The organism is Rhodococcus sp. UFZ-B548, assembly GCF_903819475.1.
Taxonomy (GTDB): Bacteria; Actinomycetota; Actinomycetes; order Mycobacteriales; family Mycobacteriaceae; genus Rhodococcus_F; species Rhodococcus_F erythropolis.
Map to the genome: position 1 here is coordinate 197,121 of NZ_CAIJDS010000004.1, position 17,142 is coordinate 214,262.

Annotated in this window: 17 protein-coding genes; 5 read left to right on the forward strand and 12 right to left on the reverse strand. The window is 62.2% G+C overall.

The features are described from left to right. Nucleotides 1-10: 10 nt before the first annotated feature. Nucleotides 11-1,366, reverse strand: a complete 1,356-nt coding sequence (locus H7C86_RS06915) for a sensor histidine kinase (protein ID WP_070796399.1) — start codon at nucleotides 1,364-1,366, stop codon at nucleotides 11-13. Nucleotides 1,367-1,390: 24 nt separating this feature from the next. Here H7C86_RS06915 and H7C86_RS06920 point away from each other — a divergent pair, with 24 nt between their 5' ends. Together H7C86_RS06920 and H7C86_RS06925 are read left to right on the forward strand one after the other, a co-directional pair. Beyond that, nucleotides 1,391-1,906 (forward strand): DUF4352 domain-containing protein, encoded by a 516-nt coding sequence (locus tag H7C86_RS06920; RefSeq protein ID WP_182261292.1) that lies wholly within the window; start codon nucleotides 1,391-1,393, stop codon nucleotides 1,904-1,906. Further along, on the forward strand, nucleotides 1,903-2,385 hold the full coding sequence (locus tag H7C86_RS06925) for a hypothetical protein (protein ID WP_020906087.1): 483 nt from the start codon (nucleotides 1,903-1,905) through the stop codon (nucleotides 2,383-2,385). Before H7C86_RS06920 ends, H7C86_RS06925 begins: the two co-directional genes overlap by 4 nt. On the opposite strand, the gene H7C86_RS06930 is transcribed toward H7C86_RS06925, so the two are convergent. Then, nucleotides 2,360-2,794, reverse strand: coding sequence for an OsmC family protein (locus H7C86_RS06930; protein WP_182261293.1), 435 nt, complete (start codon nucleotides 2,792-2,794; stop codon nucleotides 2,360-2,362). The genes H7C86_RS06925 and H7C86_RS06930 overlap by 26 nt on opposite strands. A 98-nt stretch (nucleotides 2,795-2,892) precedes the next feature. Further along, nucleotides 2,893-4,116 carry a TetR/AcrR family transcriptional regulator gene (locus H7C86_RS06935; RefSeq protein WP_172932236.1) on the reverse strand — a complete coding sequence of 408 codons (1,224 nt, stop codon included), beginning with the start codon at nucleotides 4,114-4,116 and terminating at the stop codon, nucleotides 2,893-2,895. A gap of 338 nt (nucleotides 4,117-4,454) precedes the next feature. On the opposite strand from H7C86_RS06935, the gene H7C86_RS06940 reads away from it, so the two are divergent. The 3 genes from H7C86_RS06940 (at nucleotide 4,455) to fadD5 (ending at nucleotide 7,905) form a co-directional block, all read left to right on the forward strand. Further along, nucleotides 4,455-5,444, forward strand: coding sequence for a nitronate monooxygenase family protein (locus H7C86_RS06940; RefSeq protein WP_182261294.1), 990 nt, complete (start codon nucleotides 4,455-4,457; stop codon nucleotides 5,442-5,444). Further along, complete coding sequence (locus tag H7C86_RS06945) at nucleotides 5,441-6,220, forward strand: enoyl-CoA hydratase (RefSeq protein WP_182261295.1); 780 nt, start codon at nucleotides 5,441-5,443, stop codon at nucleotides 6,218-6,220. Before H7C86_RS06940 ends, H7C86_RS06945 begins: the two co-directional genes overlap by 4 nt. 95 nt (nucleotides 6,221-6,315) lie before the next feature. After that, complete coding sequence (gene fadD5 / locus H7C86_RS06950) at nucleotides 6,316-7,905, forward strand: fatty-acid--CoA ligase FadD5 (RefSeq protein WP_030534800.1); 1,590 nt, start codon at nucleotides 6,316-6,318, stop codon at nucleotides 7,903-7,905. Between the two features lie 57 nt (nucleotides 7,906-7,962). Here fadD5 and H7C86_RS06955 read toward each other — a convergent pair whose 3' ends face one another. From H7C86_RS06955 to H7C86_RS06995, 9 genes are all read right to left on the reverse strand, one after another. After that, the gene (locus H7C86_RS06955; protein WP_019746801.1) at nucleotides 7,963-8,442 is read right to left on the reverse strand and encodes a nucleoside deaminase; all 480 of its coding nucleotides are present in this window, start codon (nucleotides 8,440-8,442) and stop codon (nucleotides 7,963-7,965) included. A gap of 77 nt (nucleotides 8,443-8,519) precedes the next feature. Then, nucleotides 8,520-11,063: an ATP-dependent Clp protease ATP-binding subunit gene (locus H7C86_RS06960; RefSeq protein ID WP_003945604.1), complete on the reverse strand. Its 2,544-nt coding sequence runs from the start codon at nucleotides 11,061-11,063 to the stop codon at nucleotides 8,520-8,522. A 297-nt stretch (nucleotides 11,064-11,360) separates the two neighbouring features. Then, on the reverse strand, nucleotides 11,361-12,251 hold the full coding sequence (locus tag H7C86_RS06965) for an alpha/beta fold hydrolase (protein ID WP_047888640.1): 891 nt from the start codon (nucleotides 12,249-12,251) through the stop codon (nucleotides 11,361-11,363). 5 nt (nucleotides 12,252-12,256) lie between these two features. After that, nucleotides 12,257-13,198 carry a triacylglycerol lipase gene (locus H7C86_RS06970; RefSeq protein ID WP_019746799.1) on the reverse strand — a complete coding sequence of 314 codons (942 nt, stop codon included), beginning with the start codon at nucleotides 13,196-13,198 and terminating at the stop codon, nucleotides 12,257-12,259. A gap of 105 nt (nucleotides 13,199-13,303) precedes the next feature. Then, nucleotides 13,304-13,642: an Lsr2 family protein gene (locus H7C86_RS06975; RefSeq protein ID WP_003945673.1), complete on the reverse strand. Its 339-nt coding sequence runs from the start codon at nucleotides 13,640-13,642 to the stop codon at nucleotides 13,304-13,306. 142 nt (nucleotides 13,643-13,784) lie between these two features. Continuing rightward, the gene (locus H7C86_RS06980) at nucleotides 13,785-14,015 is read right to left on the reverse strand and encodes a hypothetical protein (RefSeq protein ID WP_081671521.1); all 231 of its coding nucleotides are present in this window, start codon (nucleotides 14,013-14,015) and stop codon (nucleotides 13,785-13,787) included. Between the two features lie 225 nt (nucleotides 14,016-14,240). Then, nucleotides 14,241-15,752, reverse strand: coding sequence for a lysine--tRNA ligase (lysS, locus tag H7C86_RS06985; protein ID WP_182261296.1), 1,512 nt, complete (start codon nucleotides 15,750-15,752; stop codon nucleotides 14,241-14,243). 11 nt (nucleotides 15,753-15,763) lie between these two features. Then, nucleotides 15,764-16,267, reverse strand: coding sequence for an anthrone oxygenase family protein (locus H7C86_RS06990; RefSeq protein ID WP_069146917.1), 504 nt, complete (start codon nucleotides 16,265-16,267; stop codon nucleotides 15,764-15,766). Further along, nucleotides 16,264-17,097, reverse strand: coding sequence for an NAD(P)H-binding protein (locus tag H7C86_RS06995; RefSeq protein ID WP_069147010.1), 834 nt, complete (start codon nucleotides 17,095-17,097; stop codon nucleotides 16,264-16,266). Before H7C86_RS06995 ends, H7C86_RS06990 begins: the two co-directional genes overlap by 4 nt. Nucleotides 17,098-17,142: the final 45 nt, after the last annotated feature.

Below are 17,142 nucleotides of genomic sequence, written 5' to 3' on the forward strand. Positions count from 1 at the left end.
GGTGGGAGGGCTACGACGACCAGGGCACCCAGCAACTGACGAGGAAATCGTCCCCCAACGCGCCTGCCTCCACCTTGCCGCCGATCTCTCGCGCCTGTTCGGCCAACCCGCGTAGGCCGGATCGAGAACCGATCGACGTCATGGGTGCAAGCTCGCTCAGCTTGTTGCGTGCGAGGATGCGGATTCCGTCGTGCGGCGACCCGGTCACGGAAATGACGAGCATCTGGTCGCTCGCGTACTTCTGGACGTTGGTCAACGATTCCTGAACGACGCGATAACAGACATGCCCCGCCAACATTCCGACATCACCCGGGAGCAACTCGGATTCGAGACGGCAGTGGATGCCTGCCGCGCGTGCACTGTTGACCAGGTCACCGATCGCGTCGATCCCCTGGTGCCCACCGTGTTCGCGGCGATCACCGCTTCCCCTGAGCACTCCGACGATTCCCTTCAATTCGTCCAAAGCCTCGTGCGCGGCGGTTCTGATCATCGCTGCGGTGTTGACGACCTTCTCGGGATTGTCTGCCGCGCTGACCTGCAACCCGCCGGCGAACAACGAGATCCGGCTCAAACTGGCCGCGATCGTGTCGTGCATGTCTCGAGCGATCCGCGTTCGTTCCTCGGTGCGAATCATCTCGTCGCGCATCACGTCGGTTTTCTCGGTGGCCAGATCCCGTACGTGCTCTGCCTCGACGAGTTCGGTTCTGGTCCGAATCAGGAGCGAGAGCGCCACGACAATGCCGACCATGACGGCAGCGACGAGCCACGGGATCCAGATGGCGACGTCGTATTGAACAACCACCGAACCGTCTTTGGGTTTCGCGGTGCCCATCGTGAGAACGGAGTATTCACGATTTCGAAAAGCGTCGTAGGTCAACGAAATTCCGCACACGACGAAGACAGCTGCCGCGGCTGCTGCAAGCCGAGGCCCACGCGCGATCCGAGCAACGGCGAACAACGCGATGAGCGCCGCCGTTGCATCGGTGGGGAAGAACAGCGGGCCGACCAGCGTGATCGCCAGAACCACCCAGGGATGTTGATGGCGCCAGACAAGCGATATCCCACCGGCCACGCCCAGGACGAACCCGATCCCGACCAATGCCGGTGGCATATTTCCCGACGCGCCTGCGATGCCCACCGTCATGAAGGAACAGAAAAGGCTGAACGCGACGGCGGCGGTAGTCCATACGCGTCGTCGCACAACGGTTCCTTTGGTGGTGATCACCGAGCAAGCGTATCCACCGCCACCGACGCCTCGAATCAGCCGAACGGGTGGACGAACCGTCAAGCTCCGACCGAAAGGATGAGGCTCCCCGATCTTTCGACCGAAGCGGTGAGCGGTCCCCACATCGTTGACTTGTGCCATACCAACTCTCGAAAGGCGCACATCATGCGATCACTCCGTACTCCCCTCGCCCTCCTCGCCGTCGGCGCAGCCCTGTTCGCAACCATCGCCTCTGGCGAGACCGACGAAGCGAAGAAGGTCGACGACAACGGTTCTTCCGCCGCACCCGCGGCTGCCTTCGGCATCGGTGACGTCGTCGAACTGGGCGACTGGCGCGTCCAGGTACACGGCGTTGTCGATCCCTATGTCTCGACCAATCAGTTCATCACCGCGGATCCCGGAAACCGCTACGTCGTGGTCGACACCGAGGTCACCAGCAACAGCGACAAGCCGTCGACCGTGTCATCGATGATGTGCTTCGAACTGCAGGACTCGACCAACAAGTCGTACAACATCACGTTCACCGACAGCAGCACGTCGAGTGTCGACGGAGAGCTTGCGCCGGGTGCAGCCAAGCGAGGCGAACTGGCGTACGAGGTCCCCGAAGCCGCCACCGGTCTTCGCCTTCAGTTCAAGTGCGACCTGTTCTCGTCCGGCTCGGCAACCATCAACCTGTCGTGAACCGCCCGGGCGATCTGCTGCTGAGTCCGTGGGCGCTGGTCTCGGTGGCCGTCATCTTGGTCAACGACCACGTACTCAAAGGGGCATTCGGGAACACGATGACGGGCAAGCTGTCCGACGTCGCCGGCGTGTTCCTGTTTCCCTTGCTTCTGCTCTCGGTTCTCGAGGTGCTCAGACGAAAGCTGGCGGGGCGAGCAGCGATCGCCTGGTCCATCGCGGTCACGGGCATCGGCTTCGCCGCGGTGAAGACGGTCTCGCCGATCGGCGACGCGTACGAGTGGGTGATCGGGTTTTTCCGCTGGACCGCAGGAGGATTCCGCGGCGAGCTCTTGCCGATCGTGGTCTTTCGTGATCCCTCGGATCTGTGGGTGCTCCCGATATTGTTCGCAAGCTACCTGGTCGTCACACACAACCGCACTCGGGCGCCGCAGGGGGCGCCCGAGCACGAGGTGATCAGTCCTGTGCCGCATCCAACGTGATGTCGACGCCGGTCAGTGCCTTGCTGATCGGGCACGTTTCCTTGGCCGCCTGGGCAACCTTGGCAAAACCGTCGGCGTCGAGGCCGTCGACCTCGGCGCGAACGGTGAGCTTGATTCCGGTGAGCTTGAAGCCGACCGTGTCGGGGCCCAGCGACACGTCTGCGGTGATGTCGAGGCTCTGCGGGGTTCCGCCGGCCTCGGCGATCAGTGCCGACAACTGCATCGCGTAGCAGGACGAATGTGCCGCGGCGATCAGTTCTTCGGGGCTGGTGGTTCCGCCGGCTTCCTCAGCTGCGCGCTTGGGGAACGACACATCGAAGGTCGCGACACCCGAGCTGGTGAGTTCGACCTGTCCCGACCCGGCTTCGAGGGTGCCGTTCCAGGCGGTGCGTGCGGTACGAGTTGGCATTGCTGTCCCTACTTCCGTCTTCACATGATTCGGTGAACGCCTTGCGATCACGAACCTACCCGCGATACGTGAAGTCACACCTACTGTTTCGGACTGCGCTACCCCAGGAGAGTCGCGGTCAGCAATTTCTCGACGCGTGCTTGCGCGGAGTTCTCCGAGGAAAAGTGCACGATCCTGCCGATGTCGAACACCAGACCAAGCGCCGCGTGGACGAGGAACCGCGCTTGGACGATCGTCAACTCCGGCCGCGCCTCGACGCACAAGTGCGCCCACTCCTCCACGTTGAGCCGCTGGATGTTCCGCAACTCGGTCCGCGACCGGTCCGGCAAGCTGCCGATCTCGGCGAAATAGACTGCCAACAGTTCGCTTCTGCCGAACGACACCTCGACGTACATCTTGGCCAATGTCTCTACGGCCGCGAGTGGTGTCTCCGACTCCGCCAACGCCGAACCCAACGTCATCGTCAGGCGATCGGACGCCCGGTGGAAAGCCGCGGCGAGTAGATCGGCCTTGCTCGCGAAGTGCCGGTACACGCTCGACGCGTTGATACCCGCTGCGGCGCCGATCTCCTCGATACTCACGTCGTGATAGCCGCGCTGATAGAACAGCAATACGGCTTCCTGAAGCAGCACTTCACGTTTCGACGTCCGGGCAAGGCCGGGTTTGCGTTCGGGCGCCTGTTTCTTGCCGCCGCCCTTCGCACCAACGGGCAACTCGACGCCGATCACCGACCAACAAGCTGTGAGAATCAACGATTCGATCTGCTTGGCGGACAACGCCGATCGATGACCGGTGATACTGGCGATCACGCTGAGCACAGCCGGTGCGATCAGCTCGACGTCGGCCGGGTCCAGTTCCGGGCGCACTGCGGCCAACGGCTCGGCAATCCGAAGATTGAGCGTGCGCATTCCCTCCCGCAATTGCTCACGATCCTCGTCGACCAGGTACCGGCCCTCCCAACGGTAGAGCCCTCCCCTACGCCGATTCTCGATCGTCGCGCGGATGACCCCCACCATGGTGGAGTTCAACTGCTCGCGTGGATCGTCGTTTCCGTGTACCGCGGGATCGCTGGCATCCAGCAACGCCTGGGTCAGGTTGTTCACGGTGTAGACGAACAGCGCGTATTTCGTGGGGAAATGACGATAGAGGGCCGGCCCGGAGATTCCGACCTTCGCGGCGATCTCGTCGATGCCGACCGCGTGGTAGCCACGTTCACTGAATGCCTCCGCGGCAGCGGCCGCGATTTGGGCCTTCCGATTCTTCGGACGCGTTCGTGGTGCAGAGCCACTGCCGCTCACGGAGACGCGTGTCTGTCCGGGCACCTGACCCTCCACTTCCGTTGCTTTCTTCCACTGCCTTCGTCCGCTGCACCGCACTTCTACGGGCGCGAGTCCGAACGGACCATGTTAACCGTCGCGAAGGTCGCAATTCGCGCCCGGTACGGCTTCACCCGAAACCCTACAACGCGGCTGTCACGGCGGACGGATTCCGGAAAAAGAGTCTTGACACCCGCTCTCACACCGGTGTTATGTTAGTGATGATTCGCACAAACTTGCACGCAGTCCGCTGGCGGGCTCGTTCCATGCAGCGCAGGATTTTTCTTCGCCTGCAATAGGGTTCGATGCCGATTGACCGATCGTAAGAAAGTAGTTGTGAGCAGATGATTCGCACTCGTTTCACCGAGATGTTCGGCGTAGACCATCCGATCGTGCAGGGCGGCATGATGTGGGTAGGACGCGCAGAACTTGTTGCGGCCACGGCAAATTCCGGTGCCCTGGGGTTCCTGACCGGCCTTACCCAACCCACTCCGGAAGATCTCGTCAAGGAAATTGCTCGGACCCGCGATCTCACCGACAAGCCTTTCGGCGTCAATCTCACGATTCTGCCGTCGATCACGCCGCCGCCGTACGCCGAATATCGCCAGGCGATCATCGAATCCGGGATCAAGATCGTCGAGACGGCCGGTTCCAATCCGATCGATCATCTTCCGCATTTCAAGGACGCGGGCGTGAAGGTGATCCACAAGTGCACTGCAGTTCGTCACGCGGTCAAGGCCGAGAGACTGGGCGTCGACGCCGTCAGCATCGACGGCTTCGAATGCGCCGGACACCCAGGTGAAGACGACATACCAGGGCTGATTCTGATTCCGGCGGCCACGCAGCAACTCACGATTCCGGTGATCGCGTCAGGCGGAATCGCAGATTCCCGCGGACTCGTCGCGGCGCTTGCGCTCGGAGCAGACGGCGTCAACATGGGAACTCGATTCATGTGCACCGTGGAATCTCCTGTAGCACAATCGGTTAAAGAGCAGATAGTCGCCAACACCGAGCGTGACACCAAGCTGATTTTCCGGACTCTGCACAACACCGCACGCGTAGCAGCGAATGCGATCAGCGCCGAAGTCGTCGACATCGAGGCGCGCGGCGACGCGCAGTTCAGCGACATCCAGCATCTGGTCGCCGGGGCACGCGGGCGCAAGGTCTTCGAAGACGGCGATCTCGATGCAGGCATCTGGTCCGCCGGGCAAAGCCAAGGGTTGATCAACGACATCCCGACCGTCGCCGACATGATCGACCGCATGGTCTCGGAGGCCGAACACCTCATCACCTCACGGCTTTCCGGATTCGTCACCTCTGTGAGCGCGGCATGACCGCCACCGCTGAGACGGGCTTTCGCTCCGAAATCACCGACGGTGTACTGCGATTGACCTTCGACCGCCCGAAGCGGATGAACGCGATCGACCTACCCACGATGACTGCTTTCGCAGCCGCCGTCAGAGAGGGCGGCGCAGACCCGAGAGTTCGTACCATCGTGATCACCGGATCCGGTCGAGCGTTCTGCACCGGAGCCGATCTTGCGGCAGCGGCCCTCAACCCCGCAGACCCGAAAGTTGTCATGGATGCGGCGACTTCTCTGATTCGCGCCATCACCAGCGCCCCGGTCCCGGTGATCGCCGCGGTCAACGGCCCGGCAGCCGGCGTCGGAGTGTCCATCGCCCTGGCCGCGGACCTGACGTACGCAGCATCGAGCGCCTATTTCCTCCTCTCGTTCGTCAACATCGGCCTGATGCCCGACGGCGGCGCCAGTGCGCTGGTGCCGGCAGCGATCGGACGTGCCAGAGCGGCCGAGATGGCATTGCTGGGCGAGCGGGTTTCCGCCGAGGACGCAGAGCGTTTCGGGCTCTTGTCCCGCACCATCGCAGACGACGCGTTCGACGCACTCGTCGACTCGGTCGTCGATCGCACGTCGAAGGCTCCCCGACGCGCACTCGAACTCACCAAGCGCGCACTCAATGCAGCGACGCTGGACCGCCTCGATGCCGCGTTGGAGCTCGAAAATACCGGTCAGGCAGAACTTCTCACCGGTGACGACTTCAAAGAAGGCGCGATGGCGATGCTGCAGAAGCGCGCACCGCACTTCAAGTAGTCGTTGCGAATTTTCGTTAACAAAACCACTGTGAGAATCGACGGCTCACTGTAGCCTGAGTCACACAATCACCCACGCATGAGAGGAACCCATCGATGGCCTCCACCGATGCAGTCTCCGAGGCGCAGCGTTCACGCCGCACCAACTGGAACAATCAGATCGCCAGGCATGCGCAGATGATTCCCGATCGCACCGCGCTGCGATTCTTGGGCGATTCCATCACCTGGAGCACCCTCGACGCACGCGTCGAGAAGCTGGCAGACGCTCTAGCCCGACGCGGCGTCAGCTTCGGCGACCGCGTGCTCATCCTGATGCTCAATCGCCCCGAATACCTCGAGATCGTGCTCGCGACCAACGCATTGGGCGCGATAGCTGTTCCGGTGAACTTCCGTCTCACGCCACCCGAGATCGCGTACCTGGTCAACGACTCCGGCTCCAAAGTCATTGTCGCCGAGGGACCATTGGCTCCACTGGCCGGAGCGGCGCGTGCCGCGTCAGAGGGTATCGACATTTCCATCACCGTAGGCGCCCCCGCCGAGGGTGACAGCCTGAACTACGAGGACCTGATCAGCGAGGCGGGCGAGCCGCACGCGTTCGTCGACATCCCGGACGACACTCCTGCACTCATCATGTACACCTCGGGAACCACCGGTCGCCCCAAGGGTTCGGTGCTCTCCCACTCCAACCTGTCTTCGCAAGCATTGACCTGTATCAGGGCCTTCCACCTGTTCAATGCCGATTCCATCGGCTTTTGCGCGTCGCCCATGTTCCACATCGCGGCCCTCGGTTCCATCGCGCCGAGCCTGCAACTCGGCACGACCACGGTGATCCATCCGGTCGGCGCATTCGACCCTGGTCAACTACTCGACATTCTCGAAGCCGAGAAGGTCACCAGCTTGTTCCTCGTGCCCGTGCAATGGCAGGCCGTGTGCGCAGTGCAGAAGGCGCAACCTCGAGCACTGTCGCTGAAGAACATCTCGTGGGGCGCCGCACCATCGTCCGATACCATCCTGCGGGCAATGGCCGAAACCTTCCCGGACGCATTCAATGTCGCAGTCTTCGGTCAGACCGAGATGTCGCCCATCACTTGCGTTCTCGACGGTGAGGATGCGATTCGCAAGCTCGGATCCGTCGGTCGGGTCATCCCGACCATTTCGGCCAGGGTCGTCGACGAGAACATGGACGACGTGGCGCCCGGTGAAATCGGTGAAATCGTCTACCGCGGGCCCACGATGATGAGCGAGTACTGGAACAACCCCACCGCCACCGCTGACGCCTTCCACGGTGGATGGTTCCACTCCGGCGATCTCGTTCGAGTCGACGACGAAGGCTTTGTCTACGTCGTCGATCGCAAGAAGGACATGATCATCTCCGGCGGAGAGAACATCTACTGCGCCGAAGTGGAAAACGTTCTCTACGAACACGAATTGATCGTCGAAGCGGCCGTCGTCGGTCGCCCCGACGCCAAGTGGGGTGAGGTGCCGGTAGCGATCGTCGCGATGGCGCCAGGTTCAGCCGTGGACCTGACCATCGAGGAACTGAGCAGCTTCCTCAATGATCGTCTCGCGCGTTACAAGCACCCGAAGGACATCGTCGTCGTGGAAGCGCTGCCGCGCAATGCAAGCGGCAAGGTCGTCAAGGGCGAACTGCGAGAGAAGGTTCGAGCGGTCGACGCAGTTTCCTGACTCCACACGCAAACGGGCGGCACCTCCAGCGGGGTGCCGCCCGTTAACCTGTGCCTTTCAAGCACTCTGCGAATGCAACTTCCGATGCAGTTCTCGCACCAGCGGAACCAACTCCGGCACCGGACCTTCGACCGGGACGTTCGGCGCAACCTCGTTGACGGACAGAGACTTCACCGGCGCCGGGGCCGCGCCCCACTCCGCGAGCCAGTCGCCGAGTTGAGCCGAAGAGCAGATGTAGACGATACGTCCGAGGCCCACCCATGCGTGCGCAGCCGAACACATCGCGCAGTGCTCTCCCGAGGTGAATACCGTTGCCGTCGAACGCTCTTCCGGCGTCAGATACTGAGCCGCCCACCGAGCCAGCTCGAACTCGGGGTGGCGGGTGTTGTCGCCGCCCGCGATCCTGTTTCGATCTTCCGCCAGAAATGTTCCGTCGGCCGCTGCCAGGACGGAACCGAAAGGTTCGTCGCCGGCATCCAATGCTTCCGTTGCCAATTCGACGCAACGCCGCAGGTGACCCAGTTCGATGTCGTTCATGTGTACGCCCTCTCCCGTGATACACGAAACGGGCGGCACCGGTGAGGTGCCGCCCGTTCGTTAATTACTCTGCTGTACTACTCTGCTGCGCTTTCGCTTTCGCCGGCCTTGGTCAGCTCGATCGGCGGTGCGTCCGGCACGTCGATCGGCTTCTTGGTAGGCGTGAACGTGAACTTCGCGTCCTCGCCCGAGCCTTCGCCGTCCCAGTTCTCGACGTCGACGAGCACGATGTGGCCGGGTCCGATCTCTCCGAAGAGGATCTTCTCGGACATCTGGTCCTCGATCTCGCGCTGGATGGTGCGACGCAGCGGTCGTGCACCCAGTACCGGATCGAATCCGCGCTTGGCCAGAAGCGACTTGGCCTTGTCGGTGACCTCCATGGCCATGTCCTTGTTCTTGAGTGCCGCCTCGACGCGAGCGAGCATCAGGTCGACCATCTGAACGATCTGCTCGTTCGTGAGCTGATGGAAGACGACGATGTCGTCGATACGGTTCAAGAACTCGGGACGGAAGTGCTTCTTCAGCTCGTCGTGAACCTTGAGCTTCATGCGCTCGTAGTTCGACTCCGTGCCCGTTCCCGAGCTGAAGCCCAGGCCGACTGCCTTGGAGATGTCCGACGTACCGAGGTTGGACGTGAAGATCAGCACCGTGTTCTTGAAGTCGACGGTACGTCCCTGACCGTCGGTGAGACGGCCGTCCTCGAGCACCTGCAGGAGGGTGTTGTAGATCTCCTGGTGTGCCTTCTCGATCTCGTCGAACAGCACGACGCTGAACGGCTTGCGGCGCACCTTCTCGGTGAGCTGGCCACCCTCTTCGTATCCGACGTACCCGGGAGGGGCACCGAACAGACGCGAAGCGGTGAAGCGGTCGTGGAACTCGCCCATGTCGATCTGGATCAGAGCGTCGTCGTCGCCGAACAGGAAGTTGGCGAGCGACTTCGCGAGCTCCGTCTTACCGACACCGGACGGGCCGGCGAAGATGAACGAGCCCGAGGGACGCTTGGGATCCTTCAGACCTGCACGCGTACGACGGATCGCCTTCGAGACGGACTTGACTGCCTCTTCCTGGCCGATGATCCGCTTGTGCAGTTCCTCTTCCATGCGGAGCAGACGAGTGGTCTCCTCCTCGGTGAGCTTGAAGACGGGGATACCGGTCCAGTTGCCCAGAACCTCGGCGATCTGCTCGTCGTCGACCTCGGCGATGACGTCCAGGTCGCCCGCACGCCACTGCTTCTCACGCTCAGCGCGCTGAGCAACGAGGGTCTTCTCCTTGTCACGCAGGTTCGCAGCCTTCTCGAAGTCCTGCGCGTCGATCGCGGACTCCTTCTCGCGACGCGCGTCGGCGATGCGATCGTCGAATTCGCGCAGGTCCGGCGGTGCAGTCATCCGACGGATGCGCATTCGCGCGCCCGCCTCGTCGATGAGGTCGATCGCCTTGTCCGGCAAGAAGCGGTCGTTGATGTAGCGGTCGGCCAGCGTCGCCGCTGCCACGAGAGCACCGTCCGTGATGGAGACACGGTGGTGAGCCTCGTAGCGGTCACGAAGACCCTTGAGGATCTCGATGGTGTGCTCGACGGTCGGCTCGCCCACCTGAACGGGCTGGAAACGACGCTCGAGAGCGGCATCCTTCTCGATGTACTTGCGGTACTCGTCGAGAGTGGTAGCACCGATGGTCTGCAGCTCACCGCGGGCAAGCTTGGGCTTGAGGATGGAGGCCGCGTCGATAGCGCCCTCTGCCGCGCCCGCACCAACGAGGGTGTGCAGCTCGTCGATGAACAGGATGATGTCTCCGCGGGTGTTGATCTCCTTGAGAACCTTCTTCAGGCGCTCTTCGAAGTCACCGCGGTAACGGCTGCCGGCCACGAGCGACCCGAGGTCGAGCGTGTACAGCTGCTTGTCCTTGAGGGTCTCGGGGACCTCACCGTTGACGATTGCCTGAGCCAGGCCCTCGACCACAGCGGTCTTACCGACACCGGGTTCACCGATGAGAACCGGGTTGTTCTTGGTACGACGCGAGAGAACCTGCATGACGCGCTCGATTTCCTTCGAGCGGCCGATGACCGGGTCCAGCTTGCCTTCGAGGGCAGCTTGCGTCAGATTGCGACCGAACTGGTCGAGCACGAGCGAGGTGGACGGCGTGCCGGCCTCTCCGCGGGTGCCACCGGTTTCGGTGGGCTCCTTGCCCTGGTATCCCGACAGCAGCTGGATGACCTGCTGGCGGACACGGTTGAGATCGGCACCGAGCTTGACCAGAACCTGGGCTGCTACGCCCTCACCCTCACGGATGAGACCGAGCAGAATGTGCTCCGTACCGATGTAGTTGTGTCCGAGCTGCAGCGCTTCGCGCAGACTCAGCTCGAGGACTTTCTTGGCGCGCGGTGTGAAGGGGATGTGACCGGACGGAGCCTGCTGGCCCTGGCCGATGATCTCCTCGACCTGGCTGCGGACTCCCTCGAGGGAGATACCCAACGACTCCAACGACTTGGCTGCAACACCTTCGCCCTCGTGAATGAGGCCGAGAAGGATGTGCTCCGTGCCGATGTAGTTGTGGTTGAGCATCCTGGCTTCTTCTTGAGCCAGGACAACAACGCGCCGCGCGCGATCGGTGAACCTCTCGAACATCGCTCTCCCTCACACTCTCCGGCGGGCAGGTTCGAGACCGGATGTCTCGTCCCTGGTCGCCGCGTTTCGCTCCGGCACTACAGACTGATCGCCTCGCCGGTCAGCGGACTGACGTCCACGAATCGACAAAGGTTGCACGACCCCACTTATTACTCTAGAGGGCGCGAAGTCCACCTGCTGCTCCTCCACCCGATTGGCGGCGGAAGCCGGACTGCTTACCGTTCACAACGTCGCAGCTGAGGGAATCGTTTCCCGGTTCCTGTACGCCTGAAGCGAACAGCGATTTTCGACGCCTGATCAGCCGAATATCGGGAGTACCCGAGTGCACGGCACCTCACGCGGATTCGACGGATCAAGCGCGTTGAGCGTCAGAGTCGCCGTTCGCTGCGACGCCACCAACGCGATGTGATCCGACAGGTCCTGCTCGCAACCGTCCTGAACAACTATGTTCGACGCGTTCGACGCGGCCAGTATTCCGCTGCTGTACGGAACGACCACTTGATCGAACCGAGTCACGATGTTGGTGTACTCGACGTCATCGGAGTAGACGCCCGCGTCGCGCAGTTCGGTCACGAAGGTGGCGTTGTCGAAATCCGGTCCCCCGACGCCTTCCGGCGGCCCGACCTCCGAGCCGTCCCACAACGGAGCGATGGAGACGATCTTGGAAACCTTCGCGTCGCCGCCGAGGAACTTGGCGTAATACGCACTGACCGTCGTCCCCTGAGAGTGTCCGATCAGGTCGACCTTCGAGGCACCCGTCGCAGAAAGAACGTCATCGACGAAGTCCGACAGCTGCCCTGCGCTGTCTCCGAGTGGTGCGAGACCGCCGGCTGCGGAAATCGGCCACGGCTGGTCCGTTCGATTCCCGAAGGTGAGCGCGAAAACGCAGTATCCCTCGTTGGCCAGTACGGGCGCGAGTACACCCCAATTGGTCTGACGGTTGGCCGCCGTCCCGTGCACCAGGACGACTGGATCAGGATGAGCAGCGGAAGGCGTGCACGAGAAGTCGTTGGTGCCAGGGGCCGATCCGCCCGGGTTGGTCGCTTCGAGGGCGATTCCGCTGAAGAAACCGGACGGAACGGGAAGAGGTTCGTTCGCCGACGCAAGAGGTGCGGCGGTCGCGGCCACGGCACCCGCCAGAGCGAGCGCACCCACGCATGTTCGAATCCCCACCGAAGGCCTCCACATATTGATCAACCCACGACGGGCAATACCGAGTTGCACGGTACCGGCCGCTGATGCGCGGGATCGAGTGCATTGAGAGCAAAAGTCGCCGCGCGCAGCGACGCCGCGATGGCGAGATGATCGGAGATGTCTTGCTCACAACCGTCCTGGACGACGATGTTGGTTGCGTTCGGCCCGGGCTCCAGCCCATTTGTATACGGCAGCACCAGTTCGTCGTAGCGCGTCGTGATGTTCGTGTAGTGAACGCCCGGCGCGTAAACGCCTCCCGCACGGAGATTTTCGATGAACTCCGAACCGGCCCCCATGTTCAGGCACGCCTTGCAGATCGGGAATCCTGCCTGTGCCGCCTCGGATACCCCGAGTTCGCGAAGGCTGCGGCCGATACTTGCCTGCTCGTTTCCGAGGGTTCCCTTCCACAGCGATGCCACCGAGACGATGTTGTCCACTTTGTCGGCACCGCCGAGGAACTTCGCGTAGTACCCGTTGATGATCGTGCCTTGCGAATGCCCGACGAGATCCACCGACGTTGCGCCCGTAGCGCCCAGAACTTGATCGACGAAATTCGACAATTGTGCTGCGCTGGAAGGAATTTCCTGCATTCCACCGATGGCCGACAACGGCCACGGCTGCTCGGGGAAGTTGCCGTACGTCAGCGCGAAGACGCAGTAGCCCTCGTTGGCGAGCAACGGCGCATAGGTGGCCCAGTTGGTCTGCCTGTTTCCACCCGTTCCGTGAACGAGCACAACCGGATTGGGATGTTCGGCAGTAGGTTTACACGAAAAGTCATTGGATCCAGGAGCTGAACCGCCAGGATTTCCCAACTCCTGAGGAACACCGGCAAGGAAGGCATTGGGCACGGGCAACGGGGCCTGAGCCGAAGCCACGGAGGTGAACCCGACAAGCATCAGAGCGGCAAGAACCACGCCCCCGAACAACCCGATTCTGTGCACGACCGACTCCTCTACGAGAGATGCGAACCGTGCAGACGCTAACAAACTAGAACGCGTTATCAATCCGTTTCGGCAAAATGCGCCCGAATCCATTCGCGATCCATTTCAGACGGCCTTTTCGTAGGCTCGGCGCACCTCCGTGGAAATACGACCGCGGGCCGAAATCTCGAAGCCCGCACCCTTGGCCCATTCGCGGATGGCGGCACTCTGATCGCGGTCCGCAACGGGACGGGATTTGGTCACCGCTCCGTTGACCGATTTGGCGGAATTCGACTTTCTCGCATGAGGAATCCACTTTTTCAGTGCATCGCGCAGTTCCGCGGCGTGGGCGGCGGTCAGATCGATTTCGTAAGCAACTCCGTCGACGGAAAACTCCACAGTTTCGTCCGCGGGCGATTTTTTGTCCAGATCGTCAACCATCGTGACAACAACCTTTTTCACCACGACCATTCCTCCCCAGATCCTTCGATAAGCAGCGACAATAGCACCTGGACAAACGTCCTGTCTTGGCTCGTCCGGATGATTGGGACTGATCTCCGCCGGGTATGCCAGTCGACTTGTCTTGCGACAAAGACAGACGGGGGAATCATGACAGACGACGGCTCGAGAAAAGACTACCGAGCGCAATCTTCGCCTCCAAGAACGGCACTCTCGCCAGCATCGCGTACAGCGGACCCACGAATTTCACCATCTCCGGACGCCCTGCGATCCGGTACACCGCAACCGTCACAAATATCCCGGCGGACAACGAATGCGATCCGCCCTCAGCACAATTCGATGTCGTCACCACACCCGGATACTCCACAGCCGAGGTCATGGTCTTCCTTGTCCAGTCGGATCAGGGACTACCTGACGCACTCAACCAGGGCACGATCGACCAAATCATCGCAACAATTCGTAAGTCCGAAACTCGGGCGACCGCGCATGGATGAATCCTTTGCCGCAGGCGAATGTCGTTGGGAACTATCGAATACCTTGGGAGCGCCCCAACTGAAAAAGGTTCAGCCGCAACATGTGCGGCCGAACCTTGATCGAAGTAAAGCTAGCGAGCGGACGGACGAACGATCGGGAAGAGGATCGTCTCGCGAATACCGAGACCAGTCAAAGCCATCAGCAGTCGATCGATTCCCATGCCGGTGCCGGTGGTCGGCGGCATGCCCTGTTCCATCGCGGCGAGGAACTCCTCGTCCAGCACCATCGCTTCGTCGTCGCCTGCCGACGCGAGGCGCGCCTGGTCGACAAAGCGCTCACGCTGGATGACCGGGTCGACCAGTTCGGAGTAGCCGGTCGCCAATTCGAATCCGCGGATGTAGAGGTCCCACTTCTCGGTGACACCCTTCTTGCTGCGGTGATCACGGGTCAGGGGCGACGTCTCGACCGGGAAGTCACGGACGAACGTCGGCCCGTACAGCTGATCGCCGCACTGGTGTTCCCACAACTCCTCGACGAGCTTGCCGTGGCCGTAACCCTTGTCCTTGGGAACCTCGAGGCCGACCTTCTCCGCCAGAGCGAGAAGCTCGTCGACCGTCGTATCCGGCGTGACCTCGGTGCCGATGGCAGCCGACAGCGACGGGTACATCTCGAGAACCTGCCACTCGCCACTGACGTCGTACTCGGAACCGTCGGCGAGGGTGAGGACCTGCGTGCCGAATGCTTCCTGCGCAACTTCCTGGACGAGTTCACGAATCATCTTCGCGGAATCGTCGTACGTGCCGTAGGCCTCGTACGTCTCGAGCATCGCGAACTCGGGCGAGTGAGTGGAGTCGACGCCCTCGTTGCGGAAGTTGCGGTTGATCTCGAAGACCTTCTCGATACCGCCGACGACGCAACGCTTGAGGAACAGTTCCGGCGCGATACGCAGGTACAGGTCGATGTCGAGGGCGTTCGAGTGCGTGACGAACGGGCGAGCTGCCGCGCCGCCGTGCAGCGTCTGCAGCATCGGCGTCTCGACCTCGAGGAAGCCGCGGCTCTCGAGCGCATTACGCAGCGCACGGACAACAGCGACACGCTTGCGGGCGTTGTCCCGAGCCTCGGGCCGAACGATCAGGTCCGCGTAGCGCTGACGCACCCGGGACTCTTCACTCATTTCCTTGTGAGCGACCGGCAGGGGACGCAGCGCCTTGGACGCGATCTGCCACGCGTCGGCCATCACGCTGAGCTCGCCGCGACGGGAGCTGATGACCTCACCGTGGATGAAGACGAAGTCGCCGAGGTCGACGTCGGACTTCCAGGCAGCCAGTGCCTCTTCGCCGACGCCGGCGAGGCTGATCATGGCCTGCAGCTGGGTACCGTCGCCTTCCTGCAGAGTCGCGAAGCACAGCTTGCCGGTGTTGCGCATGAAGATGACGCGGCCGACGACGCCGACCAGCACGCCAGTCGCCGTGTCCGGCTCGAGTTCCGGGTACTCCGCGCGGATCTGCGCGAGCGTGTGGGTGCGATCGACCGAAACCGGGTACGCCTCCTGCCCCTGCGCGAGGATCCGTTCACGCTTCTCTCGCCGGATACGGAGCTGCTCGGGGGTGTCGTCGACTGGCTGGGCTTCTACATCACTCACGGGGTACAAGACTACTGGGCCGTGTCCACCGCGTTTGTTGCTGGTAGCACCGCGGCGACCGCGAGCACGATTCCCGACAGGAGGTACAGCGCAACCCTGACGTGATTCCACACCGTCCAACCCACCTCGTACGACGCCCATGCGGCTGCATCGGCAGCGCTGACCGAGGCAAAAGCGTCGTTGCGGGGGACGTGGTAGATCGCTGTCACCGCGAAGGCCGCGAGCACCCCGACGCAACCGACAACGGCAAGGACCCAGCCGTCCGGTCTGGAGATCGCTGCCCAGATTCCGGTGGCGATCGCGGTGAGCGCCGATCCGACGAGTGGCAGCATCAAGGCGCTCCGCGGTGCTTCGACGTTGATCGCCTGCATCGACGTGATCGCGGCGTGTGCATCGACCGACCGCAGAGCGGGCATTACGAAGGACGAGAACGCGAACAACGCACCACCGGCAACGAGCGCGCCGAGCGCAGTCACGCCGACGAGCAACTCCAAGAAGATCTCGGATTTCTTCACGACCAGACCCCCGTTCGAGCAGCCTCGGCGGCAAAAGTGGTGAAATCTCGAGCGGGTCGTTCCAGGACCTCTTCGACGACGCCGGTCACACTTTGATTTCGTCCGTCGAGAACCTCGGCAAACAAGTAAGTGAGCAACTCCACGACATCACTCGGGACGCCAACTTCTGCCATGCCGTCGGAAAACTGTTGCAGTCCAATTCTTTCGAATGACACCGCACGCCCCGACGCCGCCGAAATCGCCTCAACCGCCTCCGCGAAGGTGAGCAACTCCGGACCCGTCACCTCGAGAACTCGGCCGAGGAGGTCGGTTCGAGTCAATGCGGCGACCGCCACGTCAGCGAGATCGTCGACGTCGATGAACGGCTCCCCCACTTCACCGACCGGAAGTGCCAGGTGGCCTTCCCGAATCGGATCGAGTAGATACCCCTCACTGAAGTTCTGGGCAAACCAACTGGCCCGCACCACAGCCCATTCCAGACCGGTGTCGGCCAGAACCTGCTCGGCTTTCTGCGCCGCCGGTTCACCGCGCCCGGACAGGAGCACCATGCGACGAACCCCTTCGCGGTACGCAAGCTCAGCGAGTTCCTCGATGTGGGTGCTCGATTCCGGCACTGCGAGGTCCGGCGCATACGTCACATATGCCACGTCGACGCCGGACACTGCAGGCTGCCACGTCGTCTGATCGTTCCAGTCGAAACGCGTCCCGGATGTTCTCGACGCGATTCTGGTACGGATTCCCACCGCCGTCAGCCTCTGCGCAACGCGCGCACCGGTCTTACCGGTACCACCGATCACTACTGCCGATTGAATGTCGCTTGTTGTCGTCATGTACTCATTCGACCGCGGAGCGTCAATACGATCCATAGCCGAAGG